This window comes from Photobacterium chitinilyticum, assembly GCF_004104355.1.
GTDB classification, from domain to species: domain Bacteria; phylum Pseudomonadota; class Gammaproteobacteria; order Enterobacterales; family Vibrionaceae; genus Photobacterium; species Photobacterium chitinilyticum.
Window position 1 is genome coordinate 306,384 of sequence record NZ_RJLM01000004.1, and the last position, 19,327, is coordinate 325,710.

The following is a 19,327-nucleotide window of genomic DNA, read 5'->3' on the forward strand; positions in this document are numbered from 1 at the left end:
GTCTGTCATTTGTTTATGAAATCACTAAAGGTATGTTGTCCGAACGTTGCGTGTGATAACGTTTTATACTCAGATTCAAACTAAAGGTGAGGAACTGTTGTTTCATTCAATAATAAACCGCTCTCCGGCGATCATGGTGGATGATCTCAAGGTACGGCTAATCACCACCAGTGATGCGCCACTGATTACCGCTTATTATCAGAGAAACAGGGCTTTTTTGCAGCCTTGGGAACCCTTGCGGGAAGAGGCTTTCTTTACGCAAGCGGGTTGGGATAAACGCTTGGGTCAGTTGACAGAATTACATAAGCATAAACTGGCGTATTATTTTGTTATTGTGAAACCAGACTCCGATGATATTTGCGGGGTGATTAATTTCAGTAATTTGGTCAGACACCCCTTCTTTGCCTGCCATGTTGGCTACTCATTGGATGAACGATGCCAGGGGCAGGGGATAATGAGACGAACCCTTGAAGCCACAGTGGAATGGATGTTTGAACAGCAACACTTTCATCGAATAATGGCGGCATATATGCCAAGAAACCAAAAGAGTGCTGCGGTCCTTGGTGCTGCTGGTTTCGAGAAAGAAGGGAAGGCGAAAGATTACTTGCTGATTAATGGCCGCTGGGAAGATCACATCCTAACTGCCCGTACTAATCCGGACTGGATTCCGCCTAGACAATAACTAATTGCTGATAGCAATAACCCCCTCCCACATAAAGGGGAGGAGGGCGAGGGTAGCTACAACCATCATGGTTGGCGCGAAGTTTATTCTACTGTCAGAATGCGCATATTATTGGTCGAGCCAACAATATCCATCTCGTCACCCTGAGTGATAATTACCAAATCTCCTTCGGCCAGATAGCTTTGTTCTTTAAGCACGGCAATAGCATGTTTTGCTGCATCTAGGCCGGCATCGCTGTCACGGTCGAAAAAGACGGGTGTGACGCCACGGTATAAGGCTGAACGATTCAGCGTGCTTTCGTTGCGAGACAGGGCAAATACCGGTAGGCCAGAAGAAATACGCGACATCATCAGTGGTGTACGGCCTGATTCTGTCATCGTGATCATCGCTTTAACGCCTTCCATATGGTTGGCAGCATACATTGTCGACATTGCGATGGTTTCTTCAGCTGAAGCAAAGGTGCGTGCAAGGCGGTGGTTAGAGATGTTAATGCTAGGTTCTTTTTCGGCACCTACGCATACGCTTGCCATTGCCTTGACCGTCTCTTCCGGATACTGGCCAGCTGCGGTTTCTGCAGACAGCATGACCGCATCGGTTCCGTCAAGAACGGCGTTAGCGACGTCCATTACTTCGGCACGTGTTGGCATCGGACTGGTGATCATCGATTCCATCATTTGGGTTGCGGTGATCACCGTACGGTTCAGGCTGCGAGCACGACGGATCAGCTTCTTCTGAACCCCAACAAGCTCCGGATCACCAATTTCGACGCCAAGATCACCACGAGCGACCATTACCGCGTCGGAAGCCATGATAATGTCATCCATTGCCTCGGTTGTTGCGACTGATTCGGCACGTTCCACTTTAGCGACCAGTTTCGCTTCAAGGCCCGCATCTGTTGCAAGACGGCGAGCATACTTCATGTCTTCGCCGTTTCGCGGGAAAGAGACCGCCAGGTAATCTACCTTCATTGCCGCAGCGGTAATGATATCGGCCTTGTCCTTGTCAGTCAGAGCTTCGGCAGAGAGACCGCCGCCTTTTTTGTTGATCCCCTTATTGTTGGATAGCGGGCCGCCTACCGTCACTTCAGTATGAACTTTGTTACCTTCAACAGTAGTAACTTTAAGTTGCACACGACCATCATCAAGAAGCAGGATGTCGCCAGGAACGACGTCTTTAGGCAGTTCCTTATAATCAAGGCCCACTGCTTTCTGGTCGCCTTCGCCTTTAGGTAAGTCGCTGTCTAAGGTAAATGCGTCACCGATAACCAGCTGGATTTTGTCGTCTTTGAAAGTAGAAACTCGGATTTTAGGGCCTTGTAGGTCACCAAGAATAGCGACATGCTTGCCAAGTTTCGCGGCGATTTCACGTACAGTTTTAGTCCGCTGGATATGATCTTCAGGGCTACCATGAGAGAAGTTCATGCGAACTACGTTGGCGCCTGCAGCGATAATTTTTTCTAGGTTGTTATCGCGATCAGTCGCAGGACCCAAGGTCGTTACGATTTTTGTACGTCTTAGCCTTTCAGACATTGGAAACTCCGTTTTTGATATGTGGAAGACAATGAAAACGATTACCTTCCGATAATCAGGGTCATTGAATGCAAATGAAACTTTACTACACGATAGCGTTTTACGACGCTGTTCTCAATCAACTAAATGTAAGAAAACACCAAGTCAATATGAATAAATTTTCACTGTCATTCAAGCGGTTGAGCTCGGTGTGAGGGCCGCGAAAGAATATCTGTCTAATTGGCCTACCTTGGATACTGTTGTCAGGCGCGGGTTCATGAGTCACAGCCGAACTGTAATAAGTGTAGTGTGTTGCCAGTTGAGTAGGGGGGAACGTTCGTGTGCAGGAAACTGAGTTGCATAAAAAAGCATGAACCGGTTAAGGTTCATGCTCATCTGTTATACGAAAGGTGAATGACTTGCAGCCAGGGGTTACATTATCCCTTCTTTCGAGAAGCGAGAGTCTTTCAAAGACTCTTTTACTCGTTTAAGGTTTTCGCGAAATCCCGCGCCTCGACGCAGTGTAAAGCCAGTAGCAAGGACATCAATCACCGTCATCTGAACAACACGGCTGGCCATCGGCATATAGATGTCAGTATCTTCCGGTACGTCAAGACAGATGGATAGCGAGCATTCACGGTCAAGCGGTGAGTCTTTGGCTGTGATACCAATAACCGTCGCGCCATTTTCTCGTGCCATACGGGCAACTTCCACCAGACTCTTGGTTCGGCCTGTGTGTGAGATCATAACCACAACATCACCATCAGTGCAGTTGATCACACTCATTCGTTGCATAACAATATCGTCAAAACAGACGATAGGGATGTTAAACCGGAAAAATTTATTTTGAGCATCATGGGCAACAGATGCCGAGGCTCCCAAGCCGAAGAAAGAAATTTTCTTTGCTTGTGTCAACAAATCAACGGAACGGTTTACCTGCATTGGGTCGAGGCTATTCTTGGCTACATCCAGGCAAGCCATTGTTGATTCAAATATCTTCGACGTATAGGCGTCAGGGCCATCGTCTTCTTCAACGTTACGGTTGACGTAAGGTGTTCCATTTGCAAGGCTCTGCGCTAAGTGCAGTTTAAAATCCGGAAACCCTTTGGTATCAAGGCGACGGCAAAAACGGTTCACTGTAGGTTCACTAACATCTGCCATCTTGGCCAGAGTCGCAATACTGGAATGAATTGCTGTCTGTGGTGATGCGATGATCACTTCAGCAACCTTGCGTTCAGATTTGCTGAAGTTATCTAAGTTCTTTTGAATTTTCTCTAGGGTATTCATGGCGATTACCGCGCTTCGTTACTGAATTTCATTAGAGGCCTTCATGATTACACGAAGCCAATTTGGTGAAACTATACTACTTTTTATGGATCTGCTCCTAGCAAATCCATGAATATAGCTTTTACTTTTTATTATAGTTTGACAGGGATCGAATTTTTCCTTTCAGTTCTGAAAAAATTTTTAAGAGAAATGCCTAATATGCGCGAATTTATCGCGTAATTATGTTGTTTATTTTCATTTGGAAGGAATTAATTTACACATCGAAATAAATACTCGTAGTTATTTTATGTCATTTGTTGCAATTGAATAGGGAGCAATAATGAGAGTAAGCGTATGTGGATGTGGCTGGCTTGGGTTGCCTTTGGCAAAGCAATTAGTTCGAGATGGTTATGAGGTTTACGGCAGTAATAGGGACAAGGATCGTGCGGTGCAGCTAACGAGGGCTGGAATTCGAGGTATCGCCCTGTCGCTCCCGATTGAAATACCGGAAACGAGTAGTGAAGCGGATGGGCAATATTGTGAGTTTTTTAAGACCGATGTTTTAGTCATCAATGTACCGCCCGGGCGAGAGGAAAGTGCAGACATGGCTTTTGTCAAAAAAATCAAATGCCTGTCAACATTAGCCCGAAAACATGGTTGCAAACGGGTGATATTCATTAGCACGACATCAGTCTATGGCAGTGCGACGGGGGAGATCACGGAGTCCACCGTTCCACGCCCTAATACTGCAAGTGGTAGGGCTCACTTGCAGATAGAGCAGTGGTTGCATGAGCAGTGGGGAAGAGATGCTGTTGTACTGCGACTAGCCGGCCTGATAGGCCCTGGTCGACATCCGGTTAAATTCTTATCTGGGAGGCTGGCACTGGCTAACGGGTCTGAGCCTGTGAATCTTGTTCATCTGGATGACTGCATTCAGGTGATTCGACAAATTATTGCGTGTTGGCCTTCTCAGCAAGTATTACACCTTGCAGCGCCGAGCCATCCGACACGGCAGAACTATTACACAGAGATGGCTATCGCAGCAGGCTTGCCGCTTCCTGAGTTTGACAGATCAGTTGTTGCTGGGGGAAAAGTGGTTAATGCCGAGCAGACACTTGGAGTGTTGGGGCTAACAATGATCCACCCCAACCTGATGGCAATGTCTCCTGAGCTGCCATGAGGAAACTTTTGACCCAAATACACTAATTAAGAATGCAGTGACTTGGAACATACTCATTTGGAACAGGCTGAAATTTGGATAAAAAAAAGCGCTGAGAAAAGGCTCAGCGCAACATTCCATTATATGAATAGGAGTTTAAGCAGCAGTGGCAATCAATAATTACCCGCTCAGCAGTGTATAAAACATAAGGTATTGAATACCAACCGAGCCGATAACATCAATCTTACCTAATATGACTATGCCAATTCAGGAAGGTTCAAAAAAGTTGCAAAAAAAGTGCGATTTTTACTTGGGCAGAATCTTCTTGTATTTAGGGGGGGATCATATTTGATGAAATAATGATTGAAGTCATGAATGATTAACGTCAAGACAAAGGTTCGTGATTGTACTGTTAGGAACGTTAGTTGAATCTTGAATTTTAAACAAAAAAATCCCGCTGAAATATCAGCGGGTTAAATCCTTAACACAATTAGGAGTTTAGCAGCAGTGGCATTGTTGATTAATGAAAAACTTTTTTAAAGTCTCCATTAATGTGAATGTCATTATTTATGACTGATGTTATAGGGAAAGGTTCAAAAAAAAGAGTATATTTTTTTTCGTTATTTTAAAATTGTTATAACTCAACAACTAACAAGTGTGAATCCGACTGGCCCAGATGCTTGGTTATAGTTTTTCTTTGCAGAAACAAGAATAAAAAAAGCCCGCTGAAATTCAGCGGGCAAAGGCTCTATTTACACAATTAGGAGTTTAGCAGCAGTGGCATTTCTAGATTAAAGAAAGAAGGCTTGTTTGGCGGCCAGCTAACAAATTAATGTGTCTCTAATCTTAATGTCACTATTTATGACTGATGTTTTTCGTGTTGGTTCCTTTGAAATCAAAATTTATTTCAATTTTTTTCTATGTGTTTGATTTGAATTTTATCTTTTATCGCGAAGAGTAGAATAAAGAAAGCCCATCTCCATTAGGTGACGGGCTCTGAAGAAAGTCTTCTAAGAAAAAGCAGTGGCATAATATATGGCCTGCGATCTGCTTTTTTGTTCCCGGCAAATGTCATTTTTTCTGATTATTTTTTCTCTTTTGCCTGCATTATTGTGCAGATATTTTCTTGGTTACGTCTTAGTTGTTGATTTAACTTGGCTTTAACATTTTGGTTGTCTTCTTTTTTTATTTTGCATCCAACAACAATAAGCGATCAGTGTCACATAGTGGCTGATTGTCACAGTTTTTCTAGGCTAAATGCATGATCTGGGATTATTTGTCGCTTGTTAAAAATATTGATGAGATGTAAAGTTTAAACATGTGTTTAATACAGGTGAATGAAAATGGCGGGGAAAGGAGAAACCAAAGGCCGAATCCTTGATGCAGCAGAGCTGCTGTTTGCTGAACATGGATTCAAAGAAACGTCATTACGGACCATAACCAGTAAGGCCGGAGTGAATCTGGCCTCGGTGAATTACCATTACGGCGACAAAAAAACGTTGGTCAGAGCCGTATTGAGCCGTTATCTGGAAGAGTTCATGCCGGCATTGAAAGCTGAGCTGGAAGTGTTGCTGACAAGGGACGATTTCTCAATGGAAGATGTCTTCCGCTGCGTGAAAGCACCGCTGATTGGCCTGAATGAATATCGTCACAAAGGCGCCACTATATTTATGTCTCTGATCGGTCGTGGTTATACCGATGTCCAGGGACACCTTCGCTGGTTCATTCTTACTCGCCATGAAGATGTACTGCACCTCTTTACGACGGCTGTTTGTCGCGCCAACCCTTCTTTGGATCCCGAAACCTTATTCTGGCGACTGCATTTCACATTAGGAGCATCTGTTTTCACCATGGCTTCGACAACCGCACTGTGTGAAATTGCCGAAAATGATTTCTCTCGCACCGTAACAACTGAATATTTGATTGAACGCTTGGTACCTTATTTGGCTGCCGGTGTTGCCGCACCCATTGAACAATCGCTCTTGCTTGTGCAAGAAGAGCCGACAGGAACACGATAAGTGAAATAAAACCAATAACGATAAATGAGACAAAAGGACCTGAAACATGAGCACGTTAACTAACATGCGAAAACGCTACCTCAGTGATCCCGCATTCAAGATGTTTAAAAAAGTTCTGCCGCCATTATCTGATACCGAACGCGAGGCAATGGAAGCCGGAAGTGTCTGGTGGGATGGTGAGCTGTTCAGCGGTTCACCCAACTGGAATACCTTGCTGGACTACCCGAAGCCGTCGCTAAGCGACGAGGAGCAGGCTTTTATCGATACCAAGCTAAATACGTTGCTGGGTATGCTGGATGATTACCAGATAGTTCAGGAAGATAAGGACTTACCGCCTGAGGTTTGGGAGTATTTGCGTAAAGAAAAGTTCTTCTCATTAATCATTGGTAAAGAATACGGTGGGCTGAATTTCTCTGCTCATGCCAACTCTACGATTGTAACAAGTATCGCGACGCGTAGCCTGAGTGCGGCCGTGTGTGTCATGGTTCCTAACTCGCTTGGTCCGGGAGAGCTGTTGTCACACTATGGTACCCAAGAGCAAAAGGATTACTGGTTGCCTCGCCTTGCCCACGGGGATGATATTCCCTGTTTTGCATTGACGGGCCCGGAAGCGGGTTCTGATGCCGGCGGGATCCCAGATCAAGGCGTTGTCTGTTATGGCGACTATCAGGGCAAGGAAGTGCTCGGCATTCGCATCAGCTGGAACAAGCGCTATATTACCTTGGCACCTGTTGCAACTGTGCTAGGCCTTGCTTTCAAGCTTCAGGATCCGGAAGGGTTGATTGGTGACAAGCAAGATATTGGTATTACCTGCGCGCTGATCCCGGCCGATTATCCTGGGGTTGAGATTGGTGAGCGGCATGATCCGCTAAACCTGGCATTTATGAATGGTCCAACCCGTGGTGAGGATGTCTTTATTCCGATGGATTGGGTGATAGGGGGCCAGGACTATGTCGGGCGTGGCTGGCGTATGCTGGTGGAATGCCTGTCGGCAGGTCGCGGTATTTCCTTGCCGGCGCTGGGAACTGCGGTTGGTCACTTGACGGCAAGAACAACCGGGGCTTATTCCTATGTCCGTAAACAGTTCGGGATGTCGATTGGTAATTTTGAAGGTGTTGCGCAGGCGATGGGACGCATTGGCGGTTATACCTATATGTTGGAAGCATCTCGGACCCTAACCACCACTTCGCTGGATATGAATGAAAAGCCGGGTATTGTGACTGCGATTGCCAAATATCATATGACTGAGATGGCGAGGACAATACTCAACGATGCGATGGATATACACGCCGGTCGTGCTATTCAGCTTGGTCCGATGAACTATTTAGGCCATCATTACTTTGGAATGCCGGTCGCTATTACCGTCGAAGGTGCCAATATCCTGACCCGTAATTTGATGATCTTCGGCCAGGGGGCAACACGATGCCATCCGTACGTATTAAGTGAAATGGAAGCTGCTGCCAACCCTGATGGCGAGCAGGGGGCGAAGGAATTCGATGCACTGCTATCAAAACACATTGGTTTTGCTATCGGCAATGTGGCGAAATCTATGCTCAATGCATTCAGCGGTTCTCGTTTTAACAGAGCGCCGGTGAGCGGTGAAACTGCGGTCTACTACCGCCATTTGTCCCGAATGAGCCGTGCATTGGCTGTTGCTGCTGATTTTGCAATGCTGAGTTTGGGGGGAGAGCTAAAACGACGGGAACTGGTATCGGCACGTCTGGGTGATGTGCTTAGTCATCTCTATTTGGCTTCGGCAACCTTGAAGCGATTTGAAGACGAAGGTCGTCAGCAGGATGATTTGCCAATGGTGCACTACGCATTGCAGCATTGTCTCCATCAGTGTGGTGTGGCTTTTGACGAAGTGTTGAGTAATTTTCCGCGTAAAGGGGTAGGGCGCTTGCTGCGTACTATGTTGTTCCCGCTAGGTATTCGCTATCAGGCACCGAAAGATGACATTACGGTGAAAATCGCCGAGTTGCTGATGACACCGGGGGCACACCGCGAACGCTTAACCCATATGTGCTATGTCGGAGAAAAAGATAGTGACCCCGTCGCGATTATGGAGCGTGCCTTTGTTGCCATGCACGGTGTAAAGGATATTGAGCGTAAACTAGCTAAAGCAACCAAGTCGGGTGAGATCCCGCGCAAGGTTTCATTAACAGAGAAGTTACAAATTGCTTTGAGTGCGGGTATCGTCACAGAACACGATGTCGAAAAAATGCACAATGCTGACCAGCTAAGGCAGAGAGCGATCCAGGTTGATCACTTTGCTGCAGCACAGTTTAAAAAAGGTAGTTTGCAACCGGGAAAGGCTGCCTAAGAGCGAAAGCTCTCTAACGAACGATAAACCTGGTGTCTCCCATGTGCCACGCATTAGCGTGGCACTTTTTTATCTGCAATTTGGCAAATTACCATGATTGGTTCTATAAATACTGACTTTCTTTTCCCATCTTTCTGTTCGTAATCGATAGTAGATAGTGGTGCAAAAATCGGCAATTTAAGTCGAAAAGTGGTGATCAACACCTCCAACCACTACCCTTTTTAGCGTTTACACTCATAAATTTAATGCGAATTTGTCATTAACCTTTTATCCTACAGTCAACTATGTAAGGGAAGTTGAAAATGATCATCAAACCTAAAATTCGTGGATTTATTTGTACAACGACTCACCCAGTGGGTTGTGAAGAGAACGTAAAAGAGCAGATTGCTTACACCAAGGCTCAGGGCCCAATTGCTGATGCACCAAAGCGTGTACTTGTTGTTGGTTCTTCAAGCGGCTACGGCCTGTCTTCGCGTATTGCGGCGGCGTTTGGCGGCGGTGCGGCGACAATTGGTGTGTTCTTTGAAAAACCAGGTACAGAGAAAAAACCAGGTACAGCAGGTTGGTATAACTCAGCAGCATTCGACAAGCTTGCGAAAGAGGAAGGCCTTTATTCAAAAAGCCTGAACGGTGATGCTTTCTCTCATGAGGCAAAACAAAAAGTTATCGACCTGATCAAAGAAGATCTAGGCCAGATTGACATGGTTGTATACTCACTGGCTTCTCCAGTACGTAAAATGCCAGAGACCGGCGAAGTTGTACGCTCTACCCTGAAGCCAATGGGTGAGACTTATACAGCAACAGCCGTTGATACGAACAAAGACGTTCTGATAGAAGCGAGCATTGAGCCGGCAAGTGAACAGGAAGTGGCTGATACCGTTACCGTAATGGGTGGCCAGGACTGGGAGCTGTGGATTAATGCATTGTCTGACGCTGGCGTATTGGCTGACGGTTGTAAGACGGTTGCTTATAGCTACATCGGTACCGAAATCACGTGGCCTATCTACTGGCACGGTGCACTCGGTAAGGCGAAGATGGATCTGGACCGAGCTTCTACAGAACTCAATGCCAAGCTTTCTCCTACAGGCGGTACGGCAAATGTTGCCGTGCTGAAGAGTGTTGTGACTCAGGCAAGCTCGGCGATTCCTGTAATGCCACTGTATATTGCAATGGTATTTAAGAAAATGCGTGAAGAAGGCGTACATGAAGGCTGCATGGAGCAGATCTATCGTATGTTTACCCAGCGCCTGTATAAAGCTGATGGCACCACTCCAGAGGTTGACGAAGAAAACCGCCTGCGCCTGGATGACTGGGAGCTGCGTGAGGACATTCAGAAGCACTGCCGTGATTTGTGGCCGAGCGTGACGAACGAGAACTTGTTTGAAGTGGCTGACTACCAGGAATACAAAGATGAGTTCCTGAAATTGTTCGGTTTCGGCATTGAGTCTGTTGACTATGACGCTGATGTGAACACGTTGGTTGAGTTTGACGTAGCGAATATCTAACCGAACGCAAGCGAGAGATAGAAAAAAACCGCCCGAGGGCGGTTTTTTTATTTCTTCGCAGCCTAATGCTTAGGCATCCGAATTACAAATGCCGCACCTTCGATGCTGGCAGTCTCGACATGAATGGTACCCTGATAGCTTTCTACTATCTCGTGGCAGACTGATAATCCAATGCCCTGTCCGGGATTGAGCTGATCGGCGCGTATTCCGCGCTGGAAAATGGCTTCGCGCATTTCTTCGCAGACGCCTGGGCCGTCATCTTCGATCCGGATCATGTAACAATCATCGTGCTCGTCGACACATACCCGCACTTCGCTGATACAGAAGCGATAGGCATTCTCTAGCAGATTACCCAGCAGTTCCATCAAGTCGTTGCGGTTGATCGGAAGCTTGAGCTTGTGGTTGAAGCGGTAGCCGAGGTTGACGTCCTTATCGCTATATACCTTGCTGAGCAGGCGGCTGAAGCTATCTATTGCCGGTTTGAGCTCTGTCTGATCTTTCTGCAGGCCTTGCTGGCCCATCATAGCCCGTTTGAGTTGGTATTGAACCAGTTCATCCATCTGGCTGATCTGCTCCATGACTCGGTGGTTGAGGTCGGGACAAGCGATATCCTTGTCATCAAGCAGGGCGTTGGTTGCAGCCAGACGTGTTTTTAGACTATGGGCCAGATCGTCCATTGCATGGCGATAGCGACCTTTTTGGTCGTTGCTGATCTGAATAAGCCGGTTCAACGCCAATGTGACATCCTGAAGTTCCATCGGAAAATCATCATCTAGCTTGTCGCGCTGGGCTTCGGTCATTTGATCAAGCTGCGCTGCCAGTTTTCGTAATGGCTGGAAGCTCCAGTGAAAAGCGGCAATCAAAAAGGCAATTGCAATCAGGACGAACAGTCCGAGGTAAAATGTCGTGCGCTTGTGAAGTTGGTCGAGTGACGACTGGTAAGATTCTCCTGAGCGTAGAACAACCAGCTGATAAATGTTGCCACCTTCGCGATCACGGCTCATGTTGTAGGCAATAAAGCTGCCGTTATTCTCCGTCTCGATCAGCGTCGGAACGGGAATATCCTCCGGAAGCTCGCTACAAATGTTGCCAATATTGGCTTCTTCGGCCTCATCGGACATCCAGATCGTATAGTCTGTCATATCACAGACGACGGACATGTAGTCAGTATCGGAAGGATCGACAGAATCGATCCATTTATCGACGTCTTTGATCAGGCCTGCCCGGTTGAGCTGAGCCACTACCATCGGCATTTGTGCAACCAGCTCCGAGGAATAGGCCGCCATATAGCTTTGGCTATAAAGCTGGTTGATAACGCCAGCCAATGCCGAGGTAATAAGGACAATAATTGCCACCGAGGTAACCAGTACCCGGCGTCTCAGCCTTGGTTGCAGGAGCTTACTCATTGAGCTTGCAACTCGAAAATATAGCCCTGGCCACGGATGGTAGAAATCGGATTATCCTGACCATTGGTGGTGAACTTTTTGCGCAGGCGGCTGATCATTACCTCAATCGTGTTCGGATCGCCTTCCTGATCTTCATACAATACATCAAGCAGACGTTGCTTGGAGACGACCTGACGGCTGTGGCGCATTAGGTATTCCAGCAGGTCGTACTCGAAGGCCGTGAGCTCAAGCTGGGTTTCACCGATGAAAACTTGTTTGGCGAGGAGATCCACACGGATATCACCCGCTGTCATTTCGGGCTTAACAAATCCGGCACTGCGGCGTACCAGTGCACTTAGGCGAGCAACCATTTCCTCTTTCTGGAACGGTTTGACCAGATAGTCATCAGCGCCGGCTTCCAGTCCGGTGACTTTGTCCTGCCAGTTTGAACGGGCTGTCAGGATCAGGACTGGCAAACGTAGGCCTTTCTTGCGGATATCTTTTATCAGGCTGATGCCATCGCGATCCGGCAGACCAATATCAACAATAGCCACGTCATTGGGGTAATTTTGAGCGAAGAACAGGCCTTCTTCCGCCGTGCCTGCAGATTGCACCTGGTGTCCCAGTTCGCTGAGTTGAGATTTAAGGTGATGGCTTAGAATTGGATCATCTTCGACGATAAGGATACGCATAATTTTGATTACCAAAAATAAAAGTATGAATTCAATATACTGAATAGAAAAGAGGCTGGCGAATATCTGGCTGACTAAATGTGTTCTCAAGCAGCACTATTCGCTTAAAAATGCTTGTATTTGTATCACTATAGATAAAAGGTCTGAATAGACGCTGACTCGTCAATCACAATTAATTGGATTGGTGAATCAGCGCCTGAAACTGGTACTTCAGTCTAGTTGAGGATAATGAGCAGGGTACCGGCAATGGTGAGCAGTACGTTGGCAATAGCATAAGTGCCAGCATAGCCAAGTGCCGGAATTGTACTGCGGGCATGTTCGTTAATCATATCCATCGCAGGGGCGCAGGTACGGGCTCCGATGATGGCGCCGAACAGCAGGGCACGGTTCATCTTCAGGATGTAGGCACCGAACAGATAAGCAAGCACAACAGGGATCACACTGACCATCAGGCTGGTCACAAATACAGCCATGCCTACCTGTGCCAGAGACTCAAACAGGCTGGAGCCTGCACTCAGGCCAATACCCACCATAAAGACCATTAGCCCGAGATCTTTGGTCATATTCAGCGCACCTTGCGGCACATAGCCGAAAGTCGGGTGGTTTGCCCGCAGGAAGCCAAGTGTAATTCCCGCTACCAACAGGCCTGCCGCACTACCCAATCCGAATGCAATTTGGCCAAAGGTCATGGTGATGGTACCGACCAACAAGCCGATGATGAAGAAGCAGCAGAAGGCGAGCAAGTCGGCTATTTGGCTATGGACCGAGATGAAACCGATACGCTCCGCCAAGCCGAGTACCCGGCTTTTCTCGCCGCTGACCTGTAAAATATCCCCTTTGTTGAGCAGAATATTATGATCCATCGGCATTTCAATCTGGGCACGAACGACGCGGTTAAGAAAACAACCGTATTCAGACAGGTTGAGATCGGAAAGGCGCTTGCCTGCAATACTGTCATTTTTAACCACGATTTCTTCTTCGACAATACGCAAATCGAGCAGATCGCGATCAAATACCTCTTTGCCGTTTCGGAAGCTTGGGTCCAGACGGGCATGGCTGTCTGGGTAGCCGACCAGAGCGATTTCATCACCTTCTTGCAAAATGGCGTCGCCGTCGGGGTTGGCCAGAATTCCGTTACGGCGAACCCGTTCGATGTAACAGCCTGTCTGGCGGTAAATACCCAATTCACGCAGGTTACGGCCATCAATCCAGTTAATCAGCTCGGGACCTACGCGGTAGGCACGAATAATCGGCAGATAGACTTTGCGCTGTCCCACCTCTCCGATCCCGCGTTCACGCGCAATCTGCTGCGATGACTCGGCCAGGTTTTGCTTTTGAAGTTTGGGCATCAGCTTTGCCAGTACAATCAGGCTCACCAGACCAACCAGATAGGACATGGCGTAACCGACACTCAGGCTATCAACCATATGCTGGATCATCTCGCTGTCGGGTATCCCCGAAAGACCACTGTTAAGGGCATCTTTTGCACCAACCAATACCGGGGTGGCCGTTAAAGAACCTGCCATCAGGCCGGTCGCTAATCCGAGTTCAAGATCGAGGTAGTTGGCCATGGTCATGGTGATGGCAATAGCAGAAAGCAGAACCACCAAAGCCAGCATCAGGTAGTGCTTGCCGTCGCGAAAGAAAATTCCGAAGAAGTTCGGACCGGCTTCAATACCGACGCAGAAAATAAACAGCATAAAGCCGATATTCAGAGACTCGGCATTAAAGGTAAACCCGGCATTGCCAAAGAGTAATGCGGTGAGCAGTACACCAATAGAGTTACCGATTTGAAGGTTGGCGATCCGGATCTTACCGACACTGAGACCAACGGCAAGTACAACGAAAAGTAACAGAATATCATTTTGGTGAAGAAGGGCGGCTACATCAATGTTCACAACAACATTTTCCGGCGAAGAAAGACAGCAACAAGAGTGGTGGAATTCTAGCTGATTTCAGGCGAGGGTTATACCGAAAAATAGCATATCCGCCCAAAAAATCACAAAAAAAGGCTGAACCGTCAGCCTTTTTTAAGTATTTGTTAAAACAAGGTTTTACTGGAAAAGACCTAAGTTTTCTTTTGCGTACGCTTCAAATTCTGTACAGCCGCCAATATGTTCTTGGTCGATGAAAATTTGAGGAACGGTTTCTACCGGCTTACCGACTGTTTTTTCAAGGTCAGCCTTGCTGATGCCTTCGGCGTGGATGTCGACGTAACGGTAGTTGAAGTCTTCACGATCTTCTTTTAGCGTGTCAGCGAGCTCTTTGGCTCGGACACAGAATGGACAACCCGGACGACCGAAAATAACAACAAACATAATCTCTCTCCTTTATTCTGATGCGCTAACTATAACGTGACTGACAGGGATGAGAAAGCGGGTTTTATCTCTTGCTGTGATAGATAAAATCGATTGATTGTGATCACCGCGACTGGGTATGAAAACCCCGGAAACAAACGAAGTGTGACGAAGGGTTGATTCTGGCTTCCAAAAGGAACGATCTCCGTAAAATATTGCTCAGAATCAACATTACTCTCCGTCTGGCGGGCACACTCGATGATAGTGAAATAATTTAATAGTGTAATGGAGTGCCTATGTTCCAGTTTATGACTTCCACCCGGATCATATTCGGCGAGGGAGCCTTGAGTAATTCGCTGTCATCGCTCAATCAATTTGGTTATAGCGTACTGTTGGTGACAGGAAAAGACAGTCAGCGGGCCGACCCTGTGATCAGCTACCTTAAACAGCAGAATATGCGTTACCAGCAAGTAGCCGTCCACGGTGAACCCTTGATTGCTATGATAGAAGAAATGGCCGCAATGGGGCGAAAGTTCCGCCCGGATATGGTTCTGGCGATTGGCGGCGGGAGCGTTCTTGATGCCGGCAAGGCATTGGCTGCAATGATCCCGAACCAGGGCAGCGTCTACGACTATGTTGAGGTGGTTGGTCGAAATGTCCCGCTACAAGCAAAACCTATTCCATTCATTGCTGTACCGACTACCGCGGGAACAGGCTCGGAAGTCAGCAAAAATGCAGTGCTCCGGTCAGCGCAGGAAAATGTCAAGGTTAGCCTACGAAGCCCGGATATGCTGGCTGATCTGGCGATTATCGATCCGACATTAACTTATGGAATGGATCCGGTGATGTCGGGCTGTTGCGGAATGGATGCTTTCAGTCACCTGATGGAAGCCTATGTGTGTGGTGATCCGAACCCGTTGACCGATATGGTGTGCGAAGAAGGACTTCGGCGCTTGTCGGGGGCTATCCTGGCTGCCAGCGAGGATGACGACCCACGCGCACGTTCTGATATGTCATTTGCTGCCATGTTGGGAGGAATGGCATTGGCCAACGCCAAACTGGGAGCTGCCCACGGCCTTGCATCGGCACTCGGCGGTCGCTTGAATGCTCCCCATGGACTGATTACCGCACAGTTGTCTCCTTATGTTATGCAAGAAAATGTTCTCGCGGCCAGAGAGGCGGGCAGGGCTGATGTGCTAAATCGTTATCGCCAGCTTGCATGTATTCTGACGGGGAGGATGAATGCCGAAATTATTGATGGCATCTTGTGGACAAAGCGGACCTTGAAGCGACTTAATCTCCCCCACATTTCAGAGTTTGGACTTTGCGATGTTATGTTCAATGAAGTGGCAGAAGATGCCTTGCTGTCTAATGCAATAAAAGGCAATCCTTTACCATTAAATAAGCAACGTTTATTAAGTATCCTAGATCAAATATGCGACTGTTGCTGTGCCGAGCAGTCACCAATGGCTGGTTCTATTGATAGGGTGGATAATTAACCTGCGAGTTCGGTTCCCAATTGATAGAACCTTAATGATAGATAGGGAGGATCTGTGTTACATTGCGTAGTTATGCCTAATGTTCTGTAGTGTGATAAGGATATCCATGAATCTGACAATTGAGACGATTCTCCAGTACCGTTCTATCCGCAAATTCACCCTGAGGCTCAGTTGGGTTTCACTGAACAGACATTGATCGGGACGGTTGATGCGGCACTGATGGCGCAAAACGGGTTATTTCCTCACCACGTGATCCCATTATTTGGATTATGCTTGGGATATCCGGCACAACATCCAGAGTTGCAGCCACGGTTGCCTCAATAGATGATTGTGCACCAAAACAGCTATTAGCCCGAGCTGGATACCGTGCAGCTCGAACGTTATGACAATGAGGTGCGCCAGTATTACCGAACGCGTACGGATGGCAATAAAGAGATGTCATGGTTGGAGCAAGTTACAGCAACGTTGAATAAAGAGGCTCGGCCATTTATGAAGGATTTTATTAATACTAAAGGTTTTAGTGTTAAATAATAATAAGATAGAACTTTAGGACGTCGTCCGAGTCAAAAATACAGAATCGATTATTTGCTCAGGTCCGGATTGAGAGATCGTTTTTTTGCAAATTTTAACAGCGGAATGAGATATGAAACAAATGGGGAAAGTGGCCTGTATTGTCTGCCTGGCTACTTTACTGAGTGCCTGCCAGAGCACGCCAGAGGGTGAAGAAGGAGTTTCATCTCAAATACAAGCAGAAAATCTATTTCAGGGAGCCCTGAAAGCACACCAGATCTGGCTGAATAAGCTGGAGGGTACCGAGCATCTGAAAGTATATTCGCCCGAGAAATATGCATTAATGATGTCGAGCTGGCAAAAAGCCGATTCCATTTTCCAAGAATTTAATGAGTCACCGGAAATGGCATTGAAGAGTTATTCGCTATTTTCGTCGTCCACATACCTCGATCGTTTTTACGAAGAGGTGGTTGTGTTGGAAAAGACTCTTAAAGAACTCGAACATTTAAAACGGGTGGCGGATGATGTGCTCAACCCCGCAATAACCCAACTGGACTATCTCAATTCAATTGATGCTCGCCAGTATTATCGCAGTGAATATGCCAGATTAATTCGCTTCTATGCCAAGTTATTTCGTTTGGTGGAAAATAGTGAACTCAGTGATGCTCGGGAAGAGCAGGAAGAATTTCTCGAGCGTGCACATAGCCTGGAAATAAGAGCGATAAAGAAGATCTATATTTCTCCCCAGGAAGATGCGTTGCGAAAGCTGAGGCGTGAAGATGTCAGATACTATGCTCCAATTAGCTATGCGAAGGTTGAAGCCGAAATACTGAGCGGAAAAGGGCTGATTGAGCGTTCACCAAGAGCGTTTGCCGAAATACAGCAGGTGGTCTCAGAAATTCAGTTCGAGCTTGCACATGCTCAGCACATTGCGCAAGAAGTAAAAGCGCTTCGTGATCGAAGCAAAGATGAATATGAGAATTTTATCTTAGACATTGAGGCAAAGCTGCTACAGATTTCATTGGCACTTAATGATAGCGATCTTAGGGATCAGCCACTTCGGAAGCAAGCTGCGCAGATTAAGGGGGAGGTGATAGATGCTCGCCGGTTGTATGCCTCTTCTCGCCAGATGAGTGGGGCTGGACGTGAAGATGAGAAGGTTGATTCTTTAACGGCATTAGTTGGTATTCAGCAGAAACAAATTGAGCAGCTCAAGGCCCGTTTAGCGAATCTTGCGGAAGGACAGGCGAGTCTTAATGCGGGACAGGTTGTTACAGGCAAGGGGGATTATGAGTTGAATTATCCGCAGCAGGAAGTATCTGGAGTGCTTCCGACGGGACGAACAGCCAGCCAGGATGAATGGGTAGATAAATAGTTTTCTCGAGTGATGTATGAGTAACAAGGCACAGTAAATTGCTAAGATAAGGTTTTGGATGAAGAAGCAGCCACTGGCTGCTTTTTTTATATCAATTTGACTTTCTAACATGTGCTGATATTTAAATTAATAGATTATTGCGATTTAAATCAATTGCTTGTGTTGGTTTTGTGTCGATTGTCACTTGAGATCTTTGATGTTGGTAACAATTAATAACAATAATATGAGCATTAAATCATAAAGAAACTTTACAAAATTAGCGCATAATTCCACTTTTTTTCCTTTTGATTAAAAATTGACCTGAAATTGGATTGATTTGCCCCTCATCATCCTTTAGAATTCGCCGCGCATTAAAGATGCACTCATTTTTTAATTTTTATCACATTTTTTGAATTACTCCTGTAGGGGAACTAAATGTCTACGAAACTTGCTAACCCAGCGCCTCTTGGTCTTATGGGTTTTGGTATGACCACTATCCTTTTGAATATCCACAACGCGGGCTTTTTCCCAATTGATTCTATGATCCTGGCGATGGGTATTTTCTATGGTGGCATTAGCCAAGTAATCGTAGGCACAATGTGCTTTAAGCGTGGTGATACATTCGGTACAACAGCGTTTACTTCTTACGGTCTATTCTGGTTGACTCTGGTTGGTCTGATTGTGATGCCATACATGGGTCTTCCAGCAAGCCCAGCAAGCTTTATGGGTTGGTACCTACTGCTTTGGGGCGTGTTCACAGGCTTCATGTTCATTGGTTCTCTATGCTACCCACGTGCTAAGCAGTTTGTATTTGGTTCTCTGACCGTACTGTTCTTCCTGCTTGCTGCTCGTGATTTCACTGGCAGTGAACTAATTGGTACTATTGCTGGCTTCGAAGGTATCATCTGTGGTGCAAGTGCAATTTACTTCGCGATGGCGCAGGTACTGAACAATGAGTACGGCCGTACAATCTTGCCTGTAGGCGAGCTTAAAAAAGAGAAAGCAAGCCTGAAAGCTGCTGCTTAATCTGACCGAATTAAAAAGAACCTCGCTTCGGCGAGGTTTTTTTATGCCTGTAATTTGGGATACGGAAGCGAGGAAGGCAAGGAGGACATTGCGTGAGTGAAAT

The 19,327-nt window shown here is 46.7% G+C and carries 14 protein-coding genes and 1 pseudogene; 9 read left to right on the forward strand and 6 right to left on the reverse strand.

What is annotated here, in order from left to right:
- Positions 1 to 97 precede the first annotated feature (97 nt).
- Positions 98 to 682 (forward strand): ribosomal protein S5-alanine N-acetyltransferase, encoded by a 585-nt coding sequence (rimJ, locus tag EDI28_RS12445; protein WP_128784202.1) that lies wholly within the window; start codon positions 98 to 100, stop codon positions 680 to 682.
- Between the two features lie 83 nt (positions 683 to 765).
- Here rimJ and pyk read toward each other — a convergent pair whose 3' ends face one another.
- Both pyk and EDI28_RS12455 read right to left on the reverse strand, forming a co-directional pair.
- On the reverse strand, positions 766 to 2,211 hold the full coding sequence (gene pyk, locus EDI28_RS12450) for a pyruvate kinase (RefSeq protein WP_128784203.1): 1,446 nt from the start codon (positions 2,209 to 2,211) through the stop codon (positions 766 to 768).
- Between the two features lie 411 nt (positions 2,212 to 2,622).
- The gene (locus tag EDI28_RS12455; protein ID WP_128784204.1) at positions 2,623 to 3,477 is read right to left on the reverse strand and encodes a MurR/RpiR family transcriptional regulator; all 855 of its coding nucleotides are present in this window, start codon (positions 3,475 to 3,477) and stop codon (positions 2,623 to 2,625) included.
- A gap of 319 nt (positions 3,478 to 3,796) precedes the next feature.
- Here EDI28_RS12455 and EDI28_RS12460 point away from each other — a divergent pair, with 319 nt between their 5' ends.
- From EDI28_RS12460 to fabV, 4 genes are all read left to right on the forward strand, one after another.
- A complete protein-coding gene (locus EDI28_RS12460) occupies positions 3,797 to 4,636 on the forward strand; it encodes an SDR family oxidoreductase (RefSeq protein ID WP_128784205.1) in 840 nt (279 codons plus the stop codon).
- A 1,322-nt stretch (positions 4,637 to 5,958) separates the two neighbouring features.
- Positions 5,959 to 6,633, forward strand: coding sequence for a TetR family transcriptional repressor PsrA (psrA, locus tag EDI28_RS12465; protein ID WP_128784206.1), 675 nt, complete (start codon positions 5,959 to 5,961; stop codon positions 6,631 to 6,633).
- A 46-nt stretch (positions 6,634 to 6,679) separates the two neighbouring features.
- On the forward strand, positions 6,680 to 8,956 hold the full coding sequence (locus EDI28_RS12470; RefSeq protein WP_128784207.1) for an acyl-CoA dehydrogenase: 2,277 nt from the start codon (positions 6,680 to 6,682) through the stop codon (positions 8,954 to 8,956).
- Between the two features lie 302 nt (positions 8,957 to 9,258).
- Positions 9,259 to 10,461: an enoyl-ACP reductase FabV gene (gene fabV / locus EDI28_RS12475; protein ID WP_128784208.1), complete on the forward strand. Its 1,203-nt coding sequence runs from the start codon at positions 9,259 to 9,261 to the stop codon at positions 10,459 to 10,461.
- A 62-nt stretch (positions 10,462 to 10,523) separates the two neighbouring features.
- On the opposite strand, the gene EDI28_RS12480 is transcribed toward fabV, so the two are convergent.
- From EDI28_RS12480 to EDI28_RS12495, 4 genes are all read right to left on the reverse strand, one after another.
- Positions 10,524 to 11,867, reverse strand: a complete 1,344-nt coding sequence (locus tag EDI28_RS12480) for an ATP-binding protein (RefSeq protein ID WP_128784209.1) — start codon at positions 11,865 to 11,867, stop codon at positions 10,524 to 10,526.
- A complete protein-coding gene (locus EDI28_RS12485; RefSeq protein ID WP_128784210.1) occupies positions 11,864 to 12,538 on the reverse strand; it encodes a response regulator in 675 nt (224 codons plus the stop codon). Before EDI28_RS12485 ends, EDI28_RS12480 begins: the two co-directional genes overlap by 4 nt.
- Before the next feature lie 215 nt (positions 12,539 to 12,753).
- Positions 12,754 to 14,436, reverse strand: a complete 1,683-nt coding sequence (locus EDI28_RS12490) for an aspartate:alanine antiporter (RefSeq protein ID WP_128784211.1) — start codon at positions 14,434 to 14,436, stop codon at positions 12,754 to 12,756.
- 156 nt (positions 14,437 to 14,592) lie between these two features.
- Positions 14,593 to 14,856 (reverse strand): GrxA family glutaredoxin, encoded by a 264-nt coding sequence (locus EDI28_RS12495; protein ID WP_128784212.1) that lies wholly within the window; start codon positions 14,854 to 14,856, stop codon positions 14,593 to 14,595.
- A 275-nt stretch (positions 14,857 to 15,131) separates the two neighbouring features.
- On the opposite strand from EDI28_RS12495, the gene EDI28_RS12500 reads away from it, so the two are divergent.
- From EDI28_RS12500 to EDI28_RS12515, 4 genes and pseudogenes are all read left to right on the forward strand, one after another.
- Positions 15,132 to 16,334, forward strand: a complete 1,203-nt coding sequence (locus tag EDI28_RS12500; protein WP_128784213.1) for an iron-containing alcohol dehydrogenase — start codon at positions 15,132 to 15,134, stop codon at positions 16,332 to 16,334.
- Between the two features lie 144 nt (positions 16,335 to 16,478).
- Positions 16,479 to 16,865: pseudogene (locus tag EDI28_RS27335) on the forward strand (nitroreductase family protein); the annotation flags it as partial.
- 112 nt (positions 16,866 to 16,977) lie between these two features.
- The gene (locus EDI28_RS12510; RefSeq protein ID WP_128784214.1) at positions 16,978 to 18,219 is read left to right on the forward strand and encodes a hypothetical protein; all 1,242 of its coding nucleotides are present in this window, start codon (positions 16,978 to 16,980) and stop codon (positions 18,217 to 18,219) included.
- 414 nt (positions 18,220 to 18,633) lie between these two features.
- Positions 18,634 to 19,224, forward strand: coding sequence for an acetate uptake transporter (locus EDI28_RS12515; protein WP_075766510.1), 591 nt, complete (start codon positions 18,634 to 18,636; stop codon positions 19,222 to 19,224).
- Positions 19,225 to 19,327: the final 103 nt, after the last annotated feature.

Coding starts and splice junctions, on each gene's coding strand:
- pyk (WP_128784203.1), bottom strand. CDS start 2,211: ATGTCTGAAAGGCTAAGACGTACAAAAATCGTAACGACCTTGGGTCCT.
- EDI28_RS12455 (WP_128784204.1), bottom strand. CDS start 3,477: ATGAATACCCTAGAGAAAATTCAAAAGAACTTAGATAACTTCAGCAAA.
- EDI28_RS12460 (WP_128784205.1), top strand. CDS start 3,797: ATGAGAGTAAGCGTATGTGGATGTGGCTGGCTTGGGTTGCCTTTGGCA.
- psrA (WP_128784206.1), top strand. CDS start 5,959: ATGGCGGGGAAAGGAGAAACCAAAGGCCGAATCCTTGATGCAGCAGAG.
- EDI28_RS12470 (WP_128784207.1), top strand. CDS start 6,680: ATGAGCACGTTAACTAACATGCGAAAACGCTACCTCAGTGATCCCGCA.
- fabV (WP_128784208.1), top strand. CDS start 9,259: ATGATCATCAAACCTAAAATTCGTGGATTTATTTGTACAACGACTCAC.
- EDI28_RS12480 (WP_128784209.1), bottom strand. CDS start 11,867: ATGAGTAAGCTCCTGCAACCAAGGCTGAGACGCCGGGTACTGGTTACC.
- EDI28_RS12485 (WP_128784210.1), bottom strand. CDS start 12,538: ATGCGTATCCTTATCGTCGAAGATGATCCAATTCTAAGCCATCACCTT.
- EDI28_RS12495 (WP_128784212.1), bottom strand. CDS start 14,856: ATGTTTGTTGTTATTTTCGGTCGTCCGGGTTGTCCATTCTGTGTCCGA.
- EDI28_RS12500 (WP_128784213.1), top strand. CDS start 15,132: ATGTTCCAGTTTATGACTTCCACCCGGATCATATTCGGCGAGGGAGCC.
- EDI28_RS12510 (WP_128784214.1), top strand. CDS start 16,978: ATGAAACAAATGGGGAAAGTGGCCTGTATTGTCTGCCTGGCTACTTTA.
- EDI28_RS12515 (WP_075766510.1), top strand. CDS start 18,634: ATGTCTACGAAACTTGCTAACCCAGCGCCTCTTGGTCTTATGGGTTTT.